Here is a 21,263-nt window from a genome sequence, read left to right as displayed (position 1 = left end):
CACGCGGCGCTGCAGTTCCTAGCGCGGCAGCACGCTTTCCGCCAGACGCAGGGGCGCGCTGGCCGCGGCCTGCGTCGCCGAGCGGCCCAGCACCAGTTCGTAGTCGCCGGCGGCGATGCGCCACTGGCGCTGCGCCGGGTCGTAGTCGGCCAGGGTCTTGGGTTCGGCGACGATGCTGACGCGGCGGGTCTCGCCGGGCTTGAGGGTGAGCTTGTCCCAGCCGACCAGGCGGATCGGCGTGTGGTGGCCCTGCGGCAGGCGCAGGTACAGCTGCGGCACGTCGGCGCCTTCGCGCGGTCCGCTGTTACGCACGTCGAAGCTGGCGATCACGCAGCTGCCGTCCATCTGCACGCTCAGGTTGGCGTAGTCGAAACGGGTGTAGGACAGGCCGTGGCCGAACGCGTACAACGGCTCCAGGCCGCGCGCGGCGAACCAGCGGTAGCCGACGTTGGCGCCCTCGATGGCGTAGTCGACATTGCTGCCTGCCGGTTGCGCCGGTTTGAAGCCCAGCCCCGGGATCGACGGCCGCGGCAGCTGCGCCACGTCGCGCAGCCAGGTCACCGGCAGGCGCCCGGACGGATTGACGTCGCCCAGCAACAGCCGCGCCAGCGCTTCGCCACCACGGATGCCCGGGTACCAGGCTTCCAGCACCGCCGGCACTTGCTGCAGCCACGGCATCGCCACCGGGCCGTTGGTTTCCAGCACCACCACCGCGCGCGGGTTGGCCTTGGCCATCGCCGCGATCAGCGCGTCCTGCTTGCCGGGCAGTGTGATGTCGGGCAGGTCCACCGATTCGGCCGACCATTGCGTGGCGAATACGATCACCGCCTCGGCGCCACGCGCGAGCCTGGCCGCGGCGGCCACATCGTCGCCGCTGGCGTAGTCGATCTGCGCCTCCGGCAGGGCCTTGCGCAGCGCTTGCAGCGGCGAGGACGGATGGAACATCACCGGGCCCGGCCAGGTGGTCGGGGCCAGCCCCGGCACCGCGTTGGCGCCGTTGACGGTGAAGCCGACCATCGACGAGCCGCCGCCGCCGATCACGCCCTTGTCGGCATGCCCGCCGATCACCGCGATGCGCCGCAGCGTGCGCGGCAACGGCAGCGTGTCGCGCTCGTTGCGCAGCAGCACCGTGCCTTCCTCGACCACTTTCTGCACCGCGTCGCCGCCGGCGCCATCGTCGATCGGCTGCCGCTGCGGCGGATGGTCGAAGCTACCGGTGGCGATGAACGCGCGCAGGATGCGCCGCACCATGTCGTCCAGCCGCGCCTGCGGCACCGTGCCGCTGGCCACCGCCAGGCGCAGCGGTTGGTCGAAGTACACCGCCTTGTCGAACACTTCGCCTGCCGATTGCTGGTCCAGCCCGGCCAGCGCCGCCTTGGAGCCGCTGTGCACGCCGCCCCAGTCGGACATCACGTAGCCGGGGAATTTCCATTCCTGCTTCAGCACCTGGTTGAGCAGGTAGTCGTGCTCGCAGCCGTAGATGCCGTTGATGCGGTTGTAGGAACACATCACCGAGCCGGGCTCGCCGATCTGCAGCGCCAGCTCGAACGCCAGCAGGTCCGATTCGTGCATGGCCTGCGCGCCGATGTCGGCGCTGTGGGTGTTGCGCCCGGTCTCCAGGTCGTTCATCGCGAAGTGCTTCATCGTCGACACCACGTGCTGGCTCTGCACGCCGCGGATCGACTCGCCGACCATCACCCCGGCTAGCAGCGGATCTTCGCCGGCGTACTCGAAGTTGCGGCCGTTGCGCGGATCGCGTTGCAGGTTGACGCTGCCGGCCAGCAGCACGTTGAAGCCCTGCTGCCAGGCTTCGCGGCCCATCGTCGCGCCGCCGGCGTAGGCCAGTTCGCGGTTCCAGGTGGCGGCGGTGGCCGGGCCGGACGGCAGCGCGGTGGCGTGGTCGCCGTGGCGCACGTTGCCTGGGTTGGTCACGCCGACGCCGGCATCGGCCAGCTGTTGCGCGGCGATGCCCAGGCGTTCGATCGCCGGCACGAAGCCGGCCGAGCCGAGCGCGCCGGGCGGCAGCGGACCGCCGTCCTTGCCCAGGCCGAAGTAGCTGTGCAGCATCTGGAATTTCTCGTCCTGGGTCATCGCCTGCACCAGCAACGCGGCGCGGCGGTCCGGCGCCAGCGCGCGGTCGGCCCACGGGCGCTGCGCGTCGGCGCTGGCGCTGGGCGCCAGGCGCAAGGTACTGACCAGGCCGAAATGGTCCGAGGCCCATATGCCGTTGGCATCGGGCGTCTGGAACAGGATGCGGCTGCTCACCGGTTCGAAGCGCGCGCGCTGGAAGAACACATGGTCGATGCGTTTGGGCGGGTTGAACTTCGGGTTCAAGGTGCTGTCGGCTCGGCGGTCCTTGGTGCCGTTCAGGCTGCCGTAGCTGTCGTCGAAGCCGGCGCGCAGCGCGGCCAGTTGCGGCGCATCGGCGCTGGCGTTGAAGTCGCCGGCCAGCAGCGACGGCGCGCCGTCGGCGGTCTTCTCGACCCAGGCCAGCAGGTCCTGCAGCTGGCGTTCGCGCAGCGCACCGCCGGCTTGCGTCCAGTGCAGGTGGGTGACATAGAGATTGACCGCGCGGCCGTCCACGTCCAGGCGCAGGCGTCCGGCCGTGCGGCTGTCGTCGAGCCGTTTCAGGCGGATCTGTTCGCGTGCCAGGATCGGGCGCCGGGTCAGCAGCGCGTTGCCGTAGCGCTGCGCGGCGCCGGGCGGATCGACGCTGGTGAAGTACCACGCGTAGCCGAGTTGCTCGGCCAGCCATTGCGCCTGGTTGGGCAGGGCGTCGTGCTGCAGCACTTCTTCCAGCGCGATCGCGTCGGGGTGCAGTTCGCGCAGGGTCTGCACGATCTGGGTGCGCCGCTTCGGCCAGTCGAGCTTGTCGTGATACAGGTTCAGCGTGACCACGCTGAGCGTCGGGGTGTCCTTGTCGGTCGCGGGCGCAGGCGCGGCGAAGGCCGGCCAGGCCAGCGCGAGCGCCAGGCAGAGGAGTCCTGAAAACGTTTTCATGGCAGGGCGTGAGGCCTCTCCAGCAGCAGAAGGGAAAGTCGCATCGGGGAGTGGGGGAGGGTGAAGCGGGGGAAGCGGGGGAAGCGAACAGCCGGGTACGGCGTTAGGACGGCGCTTCGTCGCTACGCATCACCGGATACAACCGGTACTGCGCGTCCCAGGAGGAATGGCGGCGGTAGAAGAATTCCAGCCGCGCGTGTGGATCCTTGGCGAAGTCGGCGTCGTGCTCGAGCTTGGCCTCGAACTCGGCCTGCAGCGCCGGGTCGCTGGCCAGCATCTGCCGCGCCACGTCCTCGGCGACGTAGTCTTCCATGTATTCGGCGCGTTCGAAGGCGCTGTTGAATTCGCCCCATTGCAGCAGCGAGTCCGGCGCCTGCGGTTCCAGCAACGCCATCAGCAGCCGCGCCTTGGGCTGGGCGATCGGCACGAACAAGGCGCCGGCGCCGATGGCGCGCGTTTCCGGTGTCCAGGCGCCCTGCACTCTGAGCCGCTGGTGGCCTTCGGAGGAACCCGCGGCGAAGCTGGCGTCGTCGGCATGGAACGTCTGCACCGGCAGCGTGGCGGCGCGCTCCAGGGTGCGGAAGGCGATGCCGTGCTGGCGCAATTTGGCGGCGACCCGCGCGGCCTGCGCGGCCGGCACCAGATAGCCGGCGCGCGGCGCCACGACTTCGACGCTGGGTACGATGTGATCGCGCAGCGGTACCCGCCAAAGTTGCGGGGTGTGCTCGTCGTAGCGGGTCATCAGTGCGCCGGACACCGGCGACAGCGTGCGGGTATAGGCGTAGCCGCGGAACTCCACCAGCCGCGACTGCTCGGTGGTGCGGTAGTCCAGCGCCAGCGTCGTCCCGCCCAGCCGTTGCGCGCGCACGTCGGCTGCCAGCGCGTCGGCGCGCCAGCTGCTGCCGTTGCGCTCCACCTGCTGCAGCACGGAGACGATGGTGTTGCGGGTGATGCGCACGCGCTGCGGATACGGCTTCCACGAATGCGTTTCCACCAGCATGCCGAAGCGGTTGCGCAGCTGGAAATAGCCATGCGAGAAGCGCGGCGTGGCCACGCCGTCCTCGAAGCCGGATGCCGGATCGTCGTTGACCACGAACGAGGGGTAGTAGGGCAGCGGCAGCGAGCCCTGCCGCGTCAGGTCGGCGAGCACGCCGTCGCGCAGGCGCAGGCCGTCGCCGCGCAGCGCGGCGTCGCCGGCATGCAGCGGTTCCACCTGCACCGACACGTCGTGTTCGAACTGCGCGCCGTCGGTGACGTGCAGGTCCACGTACAGCAGCGGATCCCACTGTTCGACCAGGCGCAGCATCGCCTGCATCTCCGGCGCGTCGGCCTTGACGTAGTCGCGGTTGAGGTTGAGGTTCTGCGCGGTGGTGCGCCAGCCCATCTGCTCCGGGCCGCGCTGATTGGGCCGATTCCAGGCGCCGAAGCGCTCGTGGCCATCGACGTTGAACACCGGCACGAACAGCCACACCTGCTTGTCCAGCGCGCCGCGCGCGGCCTGGCCGTCGAGCAGCTGGCGCAGGGCCAGGAAGCCGGCGTCCTTGCCGTCGATCTCGCCGGCGTGGATGCCGCCCTGGATCAGCACCACCGGCAGTTTGCGCGCCTGCGCCGCGGCCGCATCCAGCGCGCCGGAGGTGGACACCGCCAGCGCCTGCATCGGCCGGCCTTCGGGCGTGGTGCCGAACTCAAAGCAGCGCACCGCCTGCGGATAGCGCTGCGCGAACGCCTCGCACAATGCGATGGTCTCCGCATAGCGGCCGGTACGCGCGTAACCGCTGCGTTCGGCCTGCGTGGACAGGCCCGCCTCGCTGGCCAGCAATGGCATGCTGCACAGCAGCATCGACAGCAGGAAGGGGACCAGCCAGGGTCGGATCATTGCGGCTCCGTCGCGCGATAGGCCCCCATGATGCGTGCAGCGCGCCGATTGCGAAAGCACCCGGATGCCGCCGCGCGCGTCGCGGCCGGTTCGATTCGCCCGGAACGATCGGGTAACCTGCTGAAAATTTTGCCTGGACCACTGCCTGTGACGCACGATCGAGCGACGAGGAATGCTGGATGAGCGCGGCCAGCGCGGCGGCCGGCGCGCGGATGCCGCGGCAGATCCCGTACATCATCGGCAACGAGGCCTGCGAGCGTTTCAGCTTCTACGGCATGCGCAACATCCTGGTGCAGTTCCTGATCACCTCGTTGTTGCTGCAGGAAGCGACCGCGCCCGGCCGCGAGGCCGAGGCCAAGCACATCATGCATAGCTTCATGGTCGGCGTGTATTTCTTCCCGCTGCTCGGCGGCTGGCTGGCCGACCGCTTCTTCGGCAAATACACCACCATCCTGTGGTTCAGCCTGATCTATTGCGCGGGCCATGCCTGCCTGGCGCTGTTCGAAGGCAGCCGCGAAGGGTTCTTCGTCGGCCTGGGGCTGATCGCGCTGGGTGCCGGCGGGATCAAGCCGCTGGTGGCCTCGTTCATGGGCGACCAGTTCGACCAATCCAACAAGCACCTGGCCAAGCTGGTGTTCGATGCGTTCTACTGGATCATCAACTTCGGTTCGCTGTTCGCCTCGCTGCTGATCCCGCTGGCGCTGAAGAACCTCGGCCCGGCCTGGGCATTCGGCATTCCCGGCCTCCTGATGTTCGTGGCCACGCTGGTGTTCTGGGCCGGCCGCCGCCGCTACGTGCGCGAGCCGCTGCTGCCGCGCGATCCGCATGGCTTCGCCCAGGTAGTGCGCAGCGCGCTGCTGTCGCGCGCGCCGGGGCAGGGGCGTCCCGGCCTGGCCCTGGCCGCCATCGCGGTGGCGCTGGCGCTGGCCAGTTTCGCGCTGCTGCCGACGCTGGGCATCGTGATCTGCCTGTGTCTGGCGCTGGTGCTGTTGCTGGCCGGAATCGGCGGCGGCACCTGGTGGCAGCTGGAGCGCGCCCGCGCGGTGCATCCGGACGCGGCGGTGGACGGCGTGCGCGCGGTGCTGCGGGTGCTGGTGGTGTTCGCGCTGGCGACGCCGTTCTTCTCGCTATTCGACCAGAAAGCCTCGACCTGGGTGCTGCAGGGCCAGCAGATGCAGATGCCCGACTGGTTCAGCGCCTCGCAGATGCAGGCATTGAATCCGGCGCTGGTGATGCTGCTGATCCCGTTCAACAACCTGGTGCTGTACCCGCTGCTGCGCCGCGGCGGCTACGAGCCGACCGCGCTGCGGCGGATGACCGCCGGCATCGCCTGCAGCGGCCTGGCCTGGATCGTGGTCGGCGCGCTGCAGGTGGCCATGGACGGCGGCGACGCGCTGTCCATCGCCTGGCAGATCCTGCCGTACGCGCTGCTGACCTTCGGCGAGGTGCTGGTCTCGGCGACCGGGCTGGAGTTCGCCTACAGCCAGGCGCCGCAATCGATGAAGAGCGTGGTGATGAGTTTCTGGAATCTGACCACCACGGTCGGCAACCTGTGGGTGCTGCTGTCCAACGCGGCGGTGCGCAACGCCACCGTCACCGCGCACATCGGCAGTACCGGGCTCAGCGAGACCGCGTTCCTGATGTTCTTCTTCGCCGCCTTCGCCTGCGTCGCCGCGCTGTTGTTCGGGCTGTACGCGCGCCGTTACCGCATGGTCGATCATTACCGTACCGCCTGAGGCCCCCGCATGCCGTCCGTCACCCCCGTCAACCTGATCCTGATCGTGCTCACCGTGCTGGTGTCGTGGGCGGCGTTCAACAACCGCAAGCTGCTCGACCGGCTGATCCTGTGGCCGCCGGCGATCGACCGGCACAAGCAGTACGACCGGCTGCTGACCCACGGCTTCATTCATGCCGATTTCCCGCATCTGCTGTTCAACATGGTCACGCTGTATTTCTTCGGCGGCCCGATCGAGCGGCTGATGGAGCGGCTGACCGGCAGCCTGCTGACCTATCCGCTGTTCTACCTGGCGGCGCTGGTGGTGGCGATCCTGCCCAGCTACCTGAAGAACCAGAAGAACCCGAACTATTTCAGCCTGGGCGCGTCCGGCGCGGTGTCGGCGGTGCTGTTCGCCTACATCCTGCTGGCGCCGTGGACCGGGATCTACTTCTTCTTCATCCCGATCCCGATCCCGGCGATCCTGTATGCGCTGTTCTACGTGGGCTACAGCATCTGGATGGACCGCCGCGGCGGCGACAACATCAACCACAGCGCGCACTTGGCCGGCGCCGCGTTCGGGGTGATGTTCCTGCTGATCATGGAGCCGTCGGTGCTGCAGCACTTTCTCGACGAACTGGCGCAACCGCGCTTCGGCCGCGGCTAGCGAGCGACGCGCGCGGTGGACACGCAGGTGCGGGAGATGCGGCCGGCGCGCGCCGCGCGTGGCGGCGGCTCGGGCGCCACTGACAGGATTGCGCGCCGTGTCGCGGGCCGCAGCGTTAGGCTCAGCCGCTCAGCCGGCCATGCTGCCGCGCAGCTGCACCTTGGCGCTGCCAATGGCGGCGTGCTCGTAGGTTTCCTTCAGCCGGTCGTAGACCTCGCTGCTGAGCTGCTCGAATTCCCAGCCCTGGGTCTGCCCATCCACCACCAGTTGGAACAAGCCTTCCAGCAACGACGTGTCGTGGTCGCCCTGGATCTGTTCGTTGTCGCTCATGCGCCTTGCCCTTTTTCGATTACATCGTGATGGATTGCGCAAAAACCCATGCCAGGTTCGTGCGGTGATCCAGAATCGATAGCGGCTGCCTGCGGCGTGGCTTTAGCCCGCAGGATCCGTTTCACAACCCGGCGCACAATTCGCGCGCCGCGCAGGGCGGGGCACGGGTTAAATGCCGGCCTGCCCCAGGTCGGAAGTGACGCAGCGTGGCGTCAGCGGGTGACGCCGCGCGGCGTGCGGCTTCACATGGCCGCGGCGCGCGCGCGACCAGACTGTGCATTCCGTCGCACGAGCCGGGTCATGAGCGCAGCGTCCCCTCCCCCGATCGAACACGATCCGCAGCGGCAGCGCTTCACGCTGCAGTTGGACGGCCACGAGGCCGAGCTGGACTACCTGCTGCAGGACGGGCGCCTGGTCGTCACCCATACCGGCGTGCCGGGCGCGATCGGCGGCCGTGGGCTGGCGGCGCGCCTGGTGAGCGCGGCACTGGAGCATGCGCGCGCGCAGGGATTGAAGGTGGTCCCTGCCTGTTCGTATGCGGCGCTGTTCGTGCAGCGCCATCCCGAATACGCCGACGTGCTCGGTTGAGTGCGCACGACGCGACGACGGCGCGATAATTGGTCATCACACACAGGCAGCACACAGGGGAGCGGACGTGAGGCACAGCGCACAAACGGGGCAACACATGGCATGGCGGTGGACGGCGCTGGCGTTGGCGGCGAGCCTGGCCACGGCCGGCTGCAAGCGCGAGGCTGCTGCGCCCGCTGCCGCACCGGCACCGGCGGCCGCCGCCCCCACTGCCGCAGTAGCGCCGGCCGCCCCGGCGCCGACGGAACTGAAGGACGTGATCGAGCACACGCCCAGCTACGTGGTTGGCATCACCTTCCCGCCAGCGCTCAATCGCTACCCGGGCCTGGCCCAGGCAGTCGGCCGCTACGCGCAGGCCGCGCGCGGCGAGTTGATGCAGGCGGTCGGCGGCCTCGGCAACGACCGTCCTAGCGCACCCTACGAGTTGTCGCTGCAGTTCGAGATGCTGCTGGAACGGCCCGAGCTGGTGGCGGTGGCCGCCGACGGTAGCCGCTACACCGGCGGCGCCCATGGCGAACCGTTGGTGGCGCGCTTCGTGTGGCTGCCGCAGCAGCAGCGCATGCTCACCGCCGACACGCTGATCCCCGATCCCAAGGGCTGGGCGCAGGTGGCTGGCTATGTCGCCCCGCAGTTGCGCCAGGCGGTGCAGGCGCGGGTGGATGCCGAGCAGCTGCCGCCGGAGGACCACGACGAACAGGTCCGTAGCGCCGACAAGATGATCGCCGAAGGTACCGGGCCGCAGGCGCAGAACTTCAGCCAGTTCCAGCCGCTGGTCGACGCTGCCGGCAAGATCGTGGCGTTGCGCTTCGTGTTCCCGCCTTACCAGGTGGGACCCTATTCCGATGGCACGCAGTCGGTGGATGTCCCGGCCAGCGTATTGCGCGGCCTGGTGGCGCCGGAATACGCGGCGCTGTTCGCGGCGTAGCGGCTGCGGTATCGGCCGCGCGCGGACGGGCGACGGGCTGTTCCCGCTTCACACCATTGGCAGCACCGTGTCGCGGCATCGCACCGATTCGTGGATCGCGCGCTAGCTATTCTCCAGTTCGATGCTGTCGTCGGTCGCGCAGCTGGCCGCGACGCTGGAAGGCCGCTTCGTCTTCGCGCACTGGCACAACGTCGGCGCCGACCACGAGCGCACTCTGCAGGCCTGGCGCGACAACGGCGAGGCCTGCCTGGCCACGGCTGCATGCGCAGCGCTACGAGCGGCGTTTCCGGCGCGTGTGGCGCTCCAATCCGGCCGGTCGATGGCCAGCTTGCGCTGCCGTGCGCGCGACTGTGGCAGCGGCTGCTGTCGCCCGAAGGTGTACCGAGACGATACCGCGCACCGTGCTGAACGGCCGTGGCTGGTCTGCGCCGCACAACAGCCGGTAGCATTAGCGGCTTCGTCCCCCACAAACGATTGCATTCTCCATGGGAAGTTTTGATCAGACCGAGCGACGCGTCGTCTTCACCTGCGAGCGCTACCATGCTTTCCCGCGCGAACCTGCCGTGGTGATCAGGCTCGTCAAGCATCTGTACAAGCGCATCCACGCCAATGCCTGCGTGCGGCTCAAGGCCTACGGCATCAGTCCGCCGGAGTACGACATCCTGATGATGCTGTACGGCACGCCCGGCGAGTGCATCACCCCGACCGAAGTGGCCGAGGCCGCGGGCGAGAAGCCGGCCAACATCACCCGTCTCACCGACAGCCTGTGCAGCAAGGGCTTGATCCTGCGTTCGGCCAGCCCCGAGGACAGGCGCAAGATCAGCATGACCCTGCTGCCGGCCGGGACCGCGCTGATCGAAGCCATGCTGCCGGAGGTCTGCAGTTTCCTGGAAGAGGAAACCGCCGGCCTCGGCGAGGCCGAGCAGGTGCAGCTGGAGAGGCTGCTGAAGAAGATGCTCGCCGGCATCGACAGCGCCGGCTGAGCGCCCCGCGTCCGCGCGTGCCGGCGGCACTTACGGCAGTGATGCAAACGAAAACGCCGCCCGGGATGCGGGCAGCGTCGGGTGATGCGCGATGCTGCCGATCAGTCCTTGTCTGCAGGCGTCTGCGGCAAGGCACCGCCGCCGCCGCCCGGGGTCAGGCCGCGTTTTTCCAGCAACGGCTCGATCTTCGCTGCCTGTCCGGCGAAGTCCTGGAACAGCTGCATCGCATCGACGCTGCCGCCGCGTCAGAGCAGGGTCTGGCGGAAGCGGTCGCCGTTGGCGCGGCTGAGCCCGCCATGCTGCTTGAACCACTGCTGGGTGTTGGCGTCGAGCACCCCGGACCAGATATAGGCGTAGTAGCCGGCCGCGTAGCCGCCCATGATGTGGCTGAGAAATAGGGCGTGCAGTAGCGCGGCGGCACCGGCGCGTAGGCGATGCCGTCGGCGGCCAGCGCCTTGGCCTCGAAGTCCATCACCCCCGAGGCCGGCGGCACCTGGCCGGCGCCGAGCTGGTGCCAGCGCTGGTCGAGGATCGCCGCGCCCAGGCATTCGGTGGTGGCGAAGCCCTGGTTGAACCTGGCCGCGACCACCACCTTGTCCAGCAAGGCCAGCGGCATCGGCACGCCGCTCTGGTAGTGCTTGGCGTAGTGCTTGAGGATGGCCGGATCGTTGGCCCACATCTCGTTGACCTGCGACGGGAACTCGACGAATTCGCGCGGCACGCTGGTGCCGGAGAAGTACGGGTACTTCACGTTGGAGAACATGCCGTGCAGCGCATGGCCGAACTCGTGGAACACGGTGGTGACCTCGTCCCAGGTCAGCAGCGTCGGCTGGCCGGCCGGCGGCTTGGGAATGTTGAGGTGATTGGCGACCACCGGCTTGTAGCCGGTCAGCGCCGACTGCGACACGTAGGAATTCATCCAGGCGCCGCCGCGCTTGGATTGGCGCGCGTACATGTCGGCGATGAAGATCGCCAGCTGCTGGCCGTCGGCGTCGAACACGTCGTAGACCAGCAGGTCGTCGCGGTAGGTCGGCAGGTCGCTGCACTGCTTGAAGGTCAGCCCGTATTCCTGGTTGGCTGCGTAGAACACGCCGTTTTCCAGCACATTCTTCAGTTCGAAGTAGGGCTTGAGCTGGGACTCGTCGAAGTCGTACTTGGCCCGGCGCATCTTCTCGGTGTAGCAGGCCCAGTCCCAGGCGGAGAGCGTGAAGCTCGGCTTGCCGGCCGCCTTGTGTTCCTTGTCGATCATCGCCGCTTGCGCGGCAGCGGGCGTGGCGGGGTTGGCATAGGCAGGCATGGCGAGTCCGAGCGTGGCGGCGAGCGCCAGGGCGAGGCGGGAGGTCATCAAGCGGCATCCAGCGATGAGGTTGGATCATGCGGGCTATCCCAACGTGGCGCATGCGGCCCGTGACTGCAGCCAGGTGTCTGCCCCGCTTCGCAGCGACTGCGGCAACCGCGCTTGCCTTCGCCGCCGCGGCGGCGTCATATAGCGCCTGACCGAGGCAGACCACTGCATCATTGCGTGAAGACGGCCGACCGCCGCAGGGAGACACCATGAAAGCGATCTTTGCCGACCCGACCCGCGGCATCGCCCCCCTGTGCAAGGTCGCGCTGGCGCTGAAGCCGGGCAGCGCGCACTACCCCAGCGGGATCTACGCGGCGCTGGGCATCGCCGCCTTCGCCGCGCCCGCGCGCACCGCCACCATCGAGGATTGAGCGCATGGACACCCCCACCACCGCCTACGCCTTCACCGCCACCGACCTGGATGGCCACGCGCAGCCGCTCGCCGACTACACCGGCAAGGTGCTGCTGATCGTCAACGTCGCTTCCAAGTGCGGCTTCACCCCGCAATACGCCGGGCTGCAGGCGCTGTGGCAGCAATACCGCGAACGCGGGCTGGTGGTGCTGGGATTTCCCTGCGACCAGTTCGGCCACCAGGAGCCCGGCGACTCGGACGAGATCAAGCGCTTCTGCGCGCTGACCTACGCCATCGATTTCCCGATGTTCGCCAAGGTGCAGGTCAACGGCGACGCCGCGCATCCGCTGTGGCAATGGCTCAAGCAGCAGAAGTCGGGACTGCTCGGCATCGCCGCGATCAAGTGGAACTTCAGCAAGTTCCTGGTCGGCCGCGACGGCCGCGTTTTGGCGCGCTATGCGCCGACCGACAAGCCCGAAGCGCTGGCGGCGGACATCGAGCGCGCGCTGGGTTGAGCGGACTTGATGCGCGACGCGGCCTGCTGTTCTGTAGGAGCGGCTTCAGCCGCGACAGGCTCTACGGATAGCAGCTGTCGCGGCTGAAGCCGCTCCTACGACGGCCTGCGGATCGCCGGCTGGGTGCACTGTAAGAGCGGCTTCAGCCGCGACAACGTCCGAAGCCGGAAGGCCCGCCGCTGCGCTCGTCGCGACGGAAGTCACTCCAGTGACGCGTGGCGGTTGGCTGGCGCAGGCATGCGGCTGCGCGTCACTTCTCGACGAAGGCGCGCTCGAACACGTAATGGCCCGGTGTGCCGATCCGCGAGGAGGCGACGAAGCCGCGCGCGTCCAGGGTCTGGCGCAGGTCGGCCAGCATCTGCGGGCTACCGCAGATCATCGCCCGGTCGTACTCCGGATCCAGCGGCGGCAGGCCCAGGGTCTGCTGCATGCGCCCGCTGTCCAGCAGTTCGGTGAGGCGGCCGCGGTTGCGGAAGTCCTCGCGGGTCACCGCCGGGTAGTACAGCAGTTTCTCGCGGATGGTCTCGCCGAGGAACTCGTGCTGCGGCAATTGGTTCTCGAAGTAATCACGGTAGGCCAGGTCTTTTTCGAAGCGCACGCCGTGGGTCAGGATCACCTTGTCGAAGCGCTCGTAGGTCTCCGGATCCTTGATCACCGACAGCCACGGCGCCAGGCCGGTGCCGGTGCCGAGCAGGTACAGGTGCCGGCCCGGGTGCAGGTCGCTGATTAGCAAGGTGCCGGTGGGCTTCTTGCCGACCAGGACCGCATCGCCCGGCTGGATGTGCTGCAGGCGCGAGGTCAGCGGACCGTCCGGCACCTTGATGCTGAAGAACTCCAGCCGCTCTTCCCAGTTGGCGCTGGCGATGGAGTAGGCGCGCAGCAATGGCCGCGTCTCCGTCTCCAGGCCGATCATCACGAACTGGCCGTTGTCGAAGCGGAAGCCTTCGTTGCGGGTGGTGGTGAAGCTGAAGTAGTCGTCCGTCCAGTGACGGACGTCGAGCACCGTTTCGGGGCCAAAAGCAGAGGACATGCCGTTGATCGTGAGGGGGAAGGAGCGGACGCCATTCTACCCCATGTCAACTCAAATGAGAGGGAATCTCATTTGTGGTGATGCATCCCGGCGTACGTCACTTCTCGAACGACAGTTCATAGGACAGGTACAGCGGTGCCTGCGGCGGGACCAGCAACGGGCGCTTGCCCAGGAAGCGCTCCAGGCACAGCGCCAGCGGCGTGGTGCCGTTGCGCCAGCTGGCGCCGACGCTGCCGTCGTCCTGCAGCTGGACCACGACCACGAACGGCGAGGTGTCCGGGCGCGGCGTGGCGCAGCTGGCCACGCCCTCGTCCAGCGCCGCGCGTTGCAGCGCCTTCAGGCGCTCGGCCAGCGCGCCGGGCAGCGCGGCCTCGTCGCGGTCGGCCAGGGCCTTGGCGGCGTCGTAGTCGGATGGGCCGGGAAGCGGGTCGGCCGCGGCAGCGGGGAACGCCACGGCGGCAAGCAGGCAGGGCAGGAAGCGTCGCAGCATTGGCGGATCCAAAGGACAGGCGAAGCTCAACGATACCCAGCGGCCTGCAATTCGAACAGCTCCGCGTAGCGCCCGCCCTGCGCCATCAGTTCGGCGTGGGTGCCGCTGGCCTCGATCTGGCCGCCGGCCAGGACCAGGATGCGGTCGGCCATGCGCACGCTGGAGAAGCGGTGCGAGATCAGCACCGCGGTGCGGTTGTCGGACAGCTCCTTGAAGCGCTGGAACACCTCGAACTCGCTGCGCGCGTCCAGCGCCGCGGTCGGCTCGTCGAGGATCATCAGCTGCGCATCGCGCATGTAGGCGCGCGCGATCGCGATCTTCTGCCATTGCCCGCCGGACAGGTCCACGCCGGTCTTGAAGCGGCGTCCGATCAATTGCGCGTAGCCGTGCGGCAGGCCCTCGATCAGCTCGCTGGCCATCGCCCGCTGCGCGGCGGCGCGGATTCGCGCCGCATCGGCCATCGAATCGACCCGGCCGACGCCGATGTTCTCGCCGGCGCTGAGGTGGTAGCGCACGAAGTCCTGGAAGATCACCCCAAGGTTGGCGCGCAGATCGTCCAGGTCGTAGTCGCGCAGGTCGCGGCCGTCGAGCAGGATGCGGCCCTCGTCCGGGTCGTACAGCCGCGCCAGCAGCTTGACCAGGGTGGTCTTGCCGGCGCCGTTCTCGCCGACCAGCGCCAGCACTTCGCCGGCGCGCAGTTCGAAGTCCAGGTGCTGTACGGCCCATTGCTCGGCGTCCGGATAGCGGAAGCCGACGTTCTCGAACACGAAGCCGCGCACGATCGGCCGCGGCACCGGCACCGCGCCGGGGCGGGTGCGGATCTCCGGCACGATGCGGAAGAACGAATACAGGTCGTCCAGGTACAGCGCCTGTCCGGCCACCTGCGAAAACCCGATCAGCAACCCTTCCAGCAGCTGGCGCAGGCGCAGGAAGCTGCCGGCCAGGAAGGTCAGGTCGCCGATGCTGAAATCGCCGCGCACCGTGCGCCAGGCGATGTAGCCATAGGCGGCGTAATAGCCCAGCGTGCCCAGCGCGGCCAGCAGCGTGCCCCACAGCATGCGCTTGCGCGCCAGCGCACGGTTGGCCTGGAAGAAGCGGTCGGCCAGCGCGCGGTAGCGCTCGATCAGGAAGCTGTGCAGGTTGAAGATCTTCACTTCCTTGGCGGTCTCGACGCTGGCGCCGACCTGGCGCAGGTAGTCGAGCTGGCGCCGCTCCGCGGTCCACTGGAAGTTCAGCGAATAGCCCAGCGCGTTGAAGTGCGCCTCGCCGACGAACGCCGGGATCAGCGCCAGCGCCAGCAGCAGGATCAGCCATGGCGCATAGACCAGCAGGCCGATCGCGAAGCTGACCACGGTGATCGCGTCCTGCACCTGGCCGAACAGCTGGCTCATCAGGTTCATCCGGCCCATGGTCTGGCGCCGCGCGCGGTCGAGCTTGTCCTGTTGCTCGGGGTCTTCGAAATCCTCCAGGTCCAGCTGCGCGGCATGCTCCATCAACTGCACGCTGGTGACGTTGTTGAACAGTTCCGACAGCAGCGTGTCGGCATAGCTGACCAGCCGCCCGAGCAGGTCCGAGCCGATCGCCAGCGCCAGTTCCAGCGCCAGCAGTTCCAGCAGCCGGGACAGCCGCCCGCTGGCCAGCGCCTCGCCGAACGAGGTGAAGCCGGGCGACTGCCCGACCAGGTGGATCGCCTCGTCGATGATCAGCTTGCCGATGTACAGCGAGGCCACCGGGATCAGCGCGCGCAGCATGCGCAGGCCGATGCTGGTCAGGGTCAGCCAGCGGCTGGTCCGCCAGATCTGGCGCAGGAACGGCGGCAGGTTGCGCATCGCATCGAAGCGCTCGCGCAGGCTGGGACCGGTGCGGGGAGAAGGGCGCGGCGCGCCATGGACAGAAGCAGGGGAGGCCATCTGCGCATTGTGCCGGGGCCGGGTGTGCGCGGGGAGTGTTGGCGCGCAGGACTCACGATCGGTGCAAGCGTGAAGACCTGTCCAGCACTGCAACTTCCTGCATGCGCTGAATTGGGCTTGGTCGGTAAGGCCGTCGCGAAGTCGCTCCCACAGAAACGCTGACAGGCCGGACGCTGGACGGCGGCATCCGGGGCAACGCCGGCCATCGCCGAAGCCTTGGTTGGTCGGCTACCGGCTTATTTTGTGGGAGCCACTTCAGTCGCGACGGGCCTCGCCGACCGTGTCCGAGTCGCGACCGATAGCCCCAGGCCAATCGGCGCCGTTCCCACCGGAAAAAGTTCGGGCTGCAGTCTCACTCGTCCAGGCGCAGGGTCAGACACTTGGCCGCGCCGCCGGCCTTGAGGAATTCGTCCAGCGCGGTCTGCACCACGCGGTAGCCGATCTTGGCCAAAGCCGCGCACAGCTCGGGCGAGGCGCGGTTGAGCAGCAGGTGCTGGTCCAGGTCCACCGCGTTGCAGGCGAAGGCGAGGGCGTCGGCTTCGCTCACCGCGATGCGCTGCGCCTGCGGAATGCGGCGGGCGATGGCCTGCTGGGCGTCGTCATCGAAGGCGGCCGGATAGTACAGCAGGTAGCCGTCGCGCAGCGGGCAGAAGCAGGTGTCCAGATGATAGAAGCGCGGATCGACCAGGCGCAGCGGCATCACCTCGATGTCCAGCAAGTCGGCCAGTTCATGCGCGGCGACCAGGTCGCTGCGATGGCCGTGGCCCATCCACAGCCGGCGTGCGCCGCGCTCCAGCAGTGCGTCGCCGGCGCCCTCGAAGCGCACGTCCTCGGGCAGCGCGCGGATGCGGAAGCCGGCGCGGCGGCACCAGTCGGCGAACAGCGCTTCTTCGCCGCGTCGCTCGGCATGGCGGAAGCGGCTGGGCACGAAGCGGTTGCCGAGCACCAGGCCGGCGTTGGCGCTGAACACCATGTCCGGCAGCCCGGCGGCCGGGGCGATCCGCTCGACCCGGGCGCCGGCCACCTCGGCCGCCGCGACCAACGCATCCCACTGCGCCTGGGCGCGCTCGCGGCTGGCGGCGTGGACGTTGCCTTCCATCCAGGGGTTGATCACGTAGTCCACGGCGAAGTGCTGCGGCGCGCACATCAGCAGGCGGTGGCCTGCGTGCGCAGTGATGGACGCCTGCATTTCCGGCTCGGCGAGCGCTAGGTCGGTGTCGTTCGCGGCCGCGCCACCCGCCAGGAATTTCTCGCTCATGCACGCCTCACTCTGCGTTGGTGATGCGCAAACGCTAGCGGTGTCGTGTTGCGGTTTGCGGTCACGCAAGCCGGGAGGACCCGCCATTGAGCTGTTGAAAGCGGCGATTGGGGATTGAGAGGCGGGTGGCGTAACGGCATAAGCCGCTGCGCCGCTTACGGCATTGCCGGTTGCAGGCCTACGCCAAGCCGGTTCCAGGCATTGATGACGGCGATGGCCATGGTGAGCGCGCTGATGCCGTGCTCGTCGAAGTGCGCCGACAGGGCGTCGTAGGCGTCCTGCGGCGGCGCGCCGGAGGGCAGCGTGGTGAGCGCCTCGGCCCAGGCCAGCGCCAGCCGTTCGCGGGGATCGAAGAAACGGCTCTCGCGCCAGCCGGCGAGGGTGTCGAGCTTGCGCGGTTCGATGCCGGCCTTGCGCAGCGCGGTGGCGTGCATGTCGATGCAATAGGCGCAGCCGTTGAGCTGGGAGACGCGCAGGAACACCAGTTCGGCCAGTTCGTGGCCGAGCACGCCTTCGTGCACCTGCTGGCTGGCGCTCAGCAGGGCGCGGAAGGCGGCGGGTTCGTGGCGGGTGTAGTCGACGCGATGGAAGTACATGTGTCCTGCTCCATGATGGCCGCAATGGCCGTCTTCGCAGCAAGGACGCGGCAGCGCGCGGCGGCGTGACAGTGCCGTCGCAGATCAGGCGTTCGCGTCAGCCGCTCGCGGCAGCGTCCGCGCCGGCCAGCGCCGGCAGCTTGTCCGGATTCATCAGGGTCAGCACTTCGACGATGCGCTCGCCGTCGATCACCACCAGCACCGCCGAATGCAGTCGCGTGCCGATGAAGCGCAGGATCGCCGGTTCGCCGTTGACCGTGCCGATCCGCGCCTGCAGGCCCAGGCCGCGCCGCGCCACCGCCCAATACAGCATGGCGATACGCTCGGCGCCGAGCAGCGGGCGCAGCGTGGCGGTGACCTTGCCGCCGCCGTCGGAGCGCATCCGCGCGTTGGCGTCGAGCAGAGCCATGATCGCGCCGCGGTCGCCTTGCTGCGAGGCATGCATGAAGTGTTCGAGCAGCTGCCGGTGGCGTTCCGGCGCCACCGCGAAGCGCGGCCGGCCTGCCTTGAGCCGTTCGCGCGCGCGATGCACCAGCTGCCGGCAGTTGGCTTCGGCATGCCCGAGCAACTGGCCGATCTGCGCGTAGTCGTAGTCGAACGCCTCCTTCAGCAGGAACGCGGCGCGCTCGTCCGGACCCAGCCGTTCCAGCAGCGCCAGGAACGCCACCGACACCTGCTCGGCGCGCACGTGGCGCGCGGCCGGATCGGTGTCCTCGGCGATCTCCAGCGGCTCGGGCAACCACGGCCCGGTGTAGTGGACGCGGGCGCTGCGTACCGCGCGCAACCGGTCCAGCCCGAGCCGGGTGGTGGTAGTCACCAGCCAGGCCTCGGGATCGCGGATCGCGGCGCGGTCGCTGGCCTGCCAGCGCAGCCAGGCGTCCTGCAGCACGTCCTCGGTGTCGCTGCGGCTGCCGAGCAGGCGATAGGCCAGGCCGAACAGCCGGGGGCGTTGGGATTCGAAGGCGGGATCGGGGCTCATGGCGACCAGGACGGAACAGCGGGTGCCGGCGTGACAGCGGGCCAGGCGCTCACTTTGCCCTAAAATGCCAGGGTTTCCCCCCGCCAGCCGTAGAGCCAGCCGTGACCTCGATCAAGCAGGAAGACCTCATCCAGTCCGTCGCCGACGCGCTGCAGTACATCAGCTACTACCACCCGGTCGATTACATCAAGAACCTGGCCGCCGCCTACGAGCGCGAACAGTCGCCCGCGGCCAAGGACGCGATCGCGCAGATCCTGATCAACTCGCGCATGTGCGCCGAGGGCCATCGCCCGATCTGCCAGGACACCGGCATCGTCACCGTGTTCCTGGAAATCGGCATGAACGTGCGCTGGGACGACGCCACGATGGGCGTGGAGGACATGGTCAACGAGGGCGTGCGCCGCGCCTACAACCATCCGGACAACAAGCTGCGCGCCAGCGTGCTGGCCGATCCGGCCGGCAAGCGCGCCAACACCAAGGACAACACCCCGGCGGTGGTCAACACCAAGATCGTGCCGGGCGCGCACGTCGAAGTGATCGTCGCGGCCAAGGGCGGCGGCTCGGAAGCCAAGAGCAAGTTCGCCATGCTCAACCCGTCCGATTCCATCGTCGACTGGGTGCTCAAGACCGTGCCAACCATGGGCGCCGGCTGGTGCCCGCCGGGCATGCTCGGCATCGGCATCGGCGGCACCGCCGAGAAGGCCATGCTGCTGGCCAAGGAAGCGCTGATGGAGCCGATCGACATCGTCGATCTGCAGGCGCGCGGCGCGTCCAACCGGGCCGAGGAACTGCGCCTGGAACTGTACGAAAAGGTCAACGCGCTGGGCATCGGCGCGCAGGGCCTGGGCGGCCTGACCACGGTGCTGGACATCAAGGTCAAGGACTACCCGACCCACGCCGCCAACCTGCCGGTGGCGCTGATCCCGAACTGCGCGGCCACGCGCCACGCGCACTTCACCCTGGACGGCAGCGGTCCGGTGATGCTGGAGCCGCCGTCGCTGGAAGACTGGCCTAAGCTCACTTACAACCCGAGCAACGCGCGCCGGGTGAACCTGGATAGCATCACCCGCGAAGAGGTCGCCAGCTTCAAGCCGGGCGAGGTGGTGCTGCTCAACGGCAAGCTGCTGACCGGCCGCGACGCCGCGCACAAGCGCATGATCGACATGCTCAACCGCGGCGAGACGCTGCCGGTGGATTTCAGCAACCGCTTCATCTACTACGTCGGCCCGGTCGATCCGGTGCGCGACGAAGTGGTGGGTCCGGCCGGCCCGACCACCGCCACGCGCATGGACAAGTTCACCCGGCAGATGCTGGAACAGACCGGCCTGCTCGGCATGGTCGGCAAGTCCGAGCGCGGCGACGCGGCGATCGATGCGATCCGCGACAACAAGGCGGTGTACCTGATGGCGGTCGGCGGTTCAGCCTATCTGGTGTCCAAGGCGATCAAGGCCGCGCGCGTGCTGGCGTTCGAAGACCTGGGCATGGAGGCGATCTACGAATTCGAGGTCAAGGACATGCCGGTCACGGTGGCGGTGGACTCCAGCGGCGAGTCGGTGCACAAGACCGGCCCGCGCGAATGGCAATCGCGCATCGGCAAGATTCCGGTGGTGGTCGAGGCCTGATCGGCCTTGCGGCGCACGCCGGCGCAGTCGCCGGTGCGCGCGTGGTCGCTGGCCTTGGGCCGGCGCCATGGCCATAATCGGCGCTGGCTTCCGCTGGTCCTGGACAGGCAGGTGCTGACCGAATCGGTCGCCATTCGCAGACGATCAACGGCGGGACGAACAGGATGGCGAGCGCTGCGGAGAATTCGCCAAGCATGCCGATCGCCACATAGGACAGCGGCGTCAGCAGCAGTCCTGCGACGAGCGCGGCCAGGCCGTAGGTCCGTGCCGAAGCGCTCGGGCGGTAAGGTTGTTCTTCATACGGCGGGGACGTCGCGCGAGCCACCGCGACGACTTGCCGGATGATCGTGCATGGAAGGTCAGGCTCGCCAGTTCCTCGGCAAGTCACTTCCCTGGATGCAATCAGTCGATCTGCGGCACCTCGCTTACGCTTGAGGCGAGAACCGCAGCGACCGCGCGCCGTTTTGCCGCAGGTGCCGTCGCTGGAGTCGCGGCTGCCTGCGGTGGGAAGGCCGACGCTGGGCGCGCGCGCTTGCTGCGTCACGTTGTCGCACCCGCACCCGCGGCCGCACCCCGGCCGCGACCGGCAGTGCCACTAGAATAGAGCGGTGTCCACCTTCCGCCATCCAACCCGACTGCGCAGCCTGATGCGCTGGCCCGCCTTGCTGGCCACGCTGTTGCTGGTGGTCGCGCCGGTGGCCAGCCGTCTGCTTGAGGCCGAGGCGCTGTGGGTGCCGCTGTGCACCTCGGCCGGGTTGCAGGCGGCACTGGACTCGCCGTCGCTTCATAGTGCCGCGCACACCGCGCACGGAGACGCGTCGGACGCGCAGCGCGACCATGGCCCGGCGCATGCGGCTTGCGACTACTGCCTGCTCGCCGCGCGCCTTCTGCCGGGGCTGGCGATCGTCCTGCTGTTGGCCGCCACGTTGCCGGTGCCGGCGGCGGCGACGCCGCTGCGCCACCGCGTCCATGCCAGCGTGCCCTGGCGTGCCCACTGCGCGCGCGGGCCACCGTCAGTCCTCCAGAACGCTCTCCTGTTTCCGGCACGTTAGGCGCGCCGGCATCGTTCTTTTCTGGAGTCCG

The 21,263-nt window shown here is 68.6% G+C and carries 19 protein-coding genes and 1 pseudogene; 10 read left to right on the top strand and 10 right to left on the bottom strand.

What is annotated here, in order from left to right; genetic code table 11:
- Window positions 1-18 precede the first annotated feature (18 nt).
- Complete coding sequence (locus ISN38_RS02010) at window positions 19-3,000, bottom strand: glycoside hydrolase family 3 C-terminal domain-containing protein (RefSeq protein ID WP_081320419.1); 2,982 nt, start codon at window positions 2,998-3,000, stop codon at window positions 19-21.
- Between the two features lie 103 nt (window positions 3,001-3,103).
- Window positions 3,104-4,876, bottom strand: a complete 1,773-nt coding sequence (locus ISN38_RS02005; protein WP_003467901.1) for a M14 family metallopeptidase — start codon at window positions 4,874-4,876, stop codon at window positions 3,104-3,106.
- 179 nt (window positions 4,877-5,055) lie between these two features.
- On the opposite strand from ISN38_RS02005, the gene ISN38_RS02000 reads away from it, so the two are divergent.
- Together ISN38_RS02000 and ISN38_RS01995 are read left to right on the top strand one after the other, a co-directional pair.
- Window positions 5,056-6,612 carry a POT-type proton-dependent oligopeptide transporter gene (locus tag ISN38_RS02000; RefSeq protein WP_206712037.1) on the top strand — a complete coding sequence of 519 codons (1,557 nt, stop codon included), beginning with the start codon at window positions 5,056-5,058 and terminating at the stop codon, window positions 6,610-6,612.
- 9 nt (window positions 6,613-6,621) lie between these two features.
- A complete protein-coding gene (locus ISN38_RS01995) occupies window positions 6,622-7,257 on the top strand; it encodes a rhomboid family intramembrane serine protease (protein ID WP_003467905.1) in 636 nt (211 codons plus the stop codon).
- A 129-nt stretch (window positions 7,258-7,386) separates the two neighbouring features.
- Here ISN38_RS01995 and ISN38_RS01990 read toward each other — a convergent pair whose 3' ends face one another.
- Entirely contained in the window at window positions 7,387-7,587 is a 201-nt protein-coding gene (locus ISN38_RS01990; RefSeq protein WP_003481046.1) for a hypothetical protein, read from the bottom strand.
- Between the two features lie 300 nt (window positions 7,588-7,887).
- Between ISN38_RS01990 and ISN38_RS01985 the strand changes: the two genes are divergently transcribed.
- From ISN38_RS01985 to ISN38_RS01970, 4 genes are all read left to right on the top strand, one after another.
- Complete coding sequence (locus ISN38_RS01985) at window positions 7,888-8,175, top strand: GNAT family N-acetyltransferase (RefSeq protein WP_003467909.1); 288 nt, start codon at window positions 7,888-7,890, stop codon at window positions 8,173-8,175.
- Between the two features lie 97 nt (window positions 8,176-8,272).
- Window positions 8,273-9,100 (top strand): DUF3298 and DUF4163 domain-containing protein, encoded by an 828-nt coding sequence (locus ISN38_RS01980; RefSeq protein WP_003467911.1) that lies wholly within the window; start codon window positions 8,273-8,275, stop codon window positions 9,098-9,100.
- A 121-nt stretch (window positions 9,101-9,221) separates the two neighbouring features.
- Window positions 9,222-9,599 (top strand): hypothetical protein, encoded by a 378-nt coding sequence (locus tag ISN38_RS01975; protein ID WP_128809177.1) that lies wholly within the window; start codon window positions 9,222-9,224, stop codon window positions 9,597-9,599.
- Entirely contained in the window at window positions 9,586-10,083 is a 498-nt protein-coding gene (locus ISN38_RS01970; RefSeq protein WP_003467913.1) for a MarR family winged helix-turn-helix transcriptional regulator, read from the top strand. Before ISN38_RS01975 ends, ISN38_RS01970 begins: the two co-directional genes overlap by 14 nt.
- A 101-nt stretch (window positions 10,084-10,184) precedes the next feature.
- Here the strand turns inward: ISN38_RS01970 and ISN38_RS01965 are convergent.
- Window positions 10,185-11,401 (bottom strand): annotated as a pseudogene (locus ISN38_RS01965) (M3 family metallopeptidase); the annotation flags it as partial.
- Between the two features lie 236 nt (window positions 11,402-11,637).
- On the opposite strand from ISN38_RS01965, the gene ISN38_RS01960 reads away from it, so the two are divergent.
- Together ISN38_RS01960 and ISN38_RS01955 are read left to right on the top strand one after the other, a co-directional pair.
- On the top strand, window positions 11,638-11,799 hold the full coding sequence (locus ISN38_RS01960; RefSeq protein WP_164914640.1) for a hypothetical protein: 162 nt from the start codon (window positions 11,638-11,640) through the stop codon (window positions 11,797-11,799).
- Between the two features lie 4 nt (window positions 11,800-11,803).
- On the top strand, window positions 11,804-12,295 hold the full coding sequence (locus ISN38_RS01955; RefSeq protein ID WP_003467915.1) for a glutathione peroxidase: 492 nt from the start codon (window positions 11,804-11,806) through the stop codon (window positions 12,293-12,295).
- Between the two features lie 250 nt (window positions 12,296-12,545).
- Here the strand turns inward: ISN38_RS01955 and ISN38_RS01950 are convergent, their stop codons facing one another.
- The 6 genes from ISN38_RS01950 to sigJ all read right to left on the bottom strand — a co-directional run bounded on the left by ISN38_RS01950 (window position 12,546) and on the right by sigJ (window position 18,558).
- Complete coding sequence (locus ISN38_RS01950) at window positions 12,546-13,325, bottom strand: ferredoxin--NADP reductase (RefSeq protein WP_003467916.1); 780 nt, start codon at window positions 13,323-13,325, stop codon at window positions 12,546-12,548.
- A 97-nt stretch (window positions 13,326-13,422) separates the two neighbouring features.
- Window positions 13,423-13,815, bottom strand: coding sequence for a hypothetical protein (locus ISN38_RS01945; protein WP_003467918.1), 393 nt, complete (start codon window positions 13,813-13,815; stop codon window positions 13,423-13,425).
- 26 nt (window positions 13,816-13,841) lie between these two features.
- The gene (locus ISN38_RS01940) at window positions 13,842-15,725 is read right to left on the bottom strand and encodes an ABC transporter ATP-binding protein (protein WP_058364187.1); all 1,884 of its coding nucleotides are present in this window, start codon (window positions 15,723-15,725) and stop codon (window positions 13,842-13,844) included.
- 352 nt (window positions 15,726-16,077) lie between these two features.
- On the bottom strand, window positions 16,078-16,983 hold the full coding sequence (locus ISN38_RS01935; protein ID WP_047324829.1) for a dimethylarginine dimethylaminohydrolase family protein: 906 nt from the start codon (window positions 16,981-16,983) through the stop codon (window positions 16,078-16,080).
- Between the two features lie 155 nt (window positions 16,984-17,138).
- A complete protein-coding gene (locus ISN38_RS01930) occupies window positions 17,139-17,579 on the bottom strand; it encodes a carboxymuconolactone decarboxylase family protein (RefSeq protein WP_047324830.1) in 441 nt (146 codons plus the stop codon).
- A gap of 97 nt (window positions 17,580-17,676) precedes the next feature.
- On the bottom strand, window positions 17,677-18,558 hold the full coding sequence (gene sigJ / locus ISN38_RS01925; RefSeq protein WP_047324831.1) for an RNA polymerase sigma factor SigJ: 882 nt from the start codon (window positions 18,556-18,558) through the stop codon (window positions 17,677-17,679).
- Between the two features lie 101 nt (window positions 18,559-18,659).
- Here sigJ and ISN38_RS01920 point away from each other — a divergent pair, with 101 nt between their 5' ends.
- Both ISN38_RS01920 and ISN38_RS01915 read left to right on the top strand, forming a co-directional pair.
- Window positions 18,660-20,180 (top strand): fumarate hydratase, encoded by a 1,521-nt coding sequence (locus ISN38_RS01920; protein WP_003467927.1) that lies wholly within the window; start codon window positions 18,660-18,662, stop codon window positions 20,178-20,180.
- 647 nt (window positions 20,181-20,827) lie between these two features.
- On the top strand, window positions 20,828-21,232 hold the full coding sequence (locus ISN38_RS01915) for a DUF2946 family protein (protein ID WP_038237428.1): 405 nt from the start codon (window positions 20,828-20,830) through the stop codon (window positions 21,230-21,232).
- Window positions 21,233-21,263: the final 31 nt, after the last annotated feature.

Origin of the sequence: Xanthomonas translucens pv. undulosa, assembly GCF_017301775.1 — a bacterium.
Taxonomy (GTDB): domain Bacteria; phylum Pseudomonadota; class Gammaproteobacteria; order Xanthomonadales; family Xanthomonadaceae; genus Xanthomonas_A; species Xanthomonas_A translucens.
This window is presented reverse-complemented; position numbering and strand designations above follow the sequence as displayed.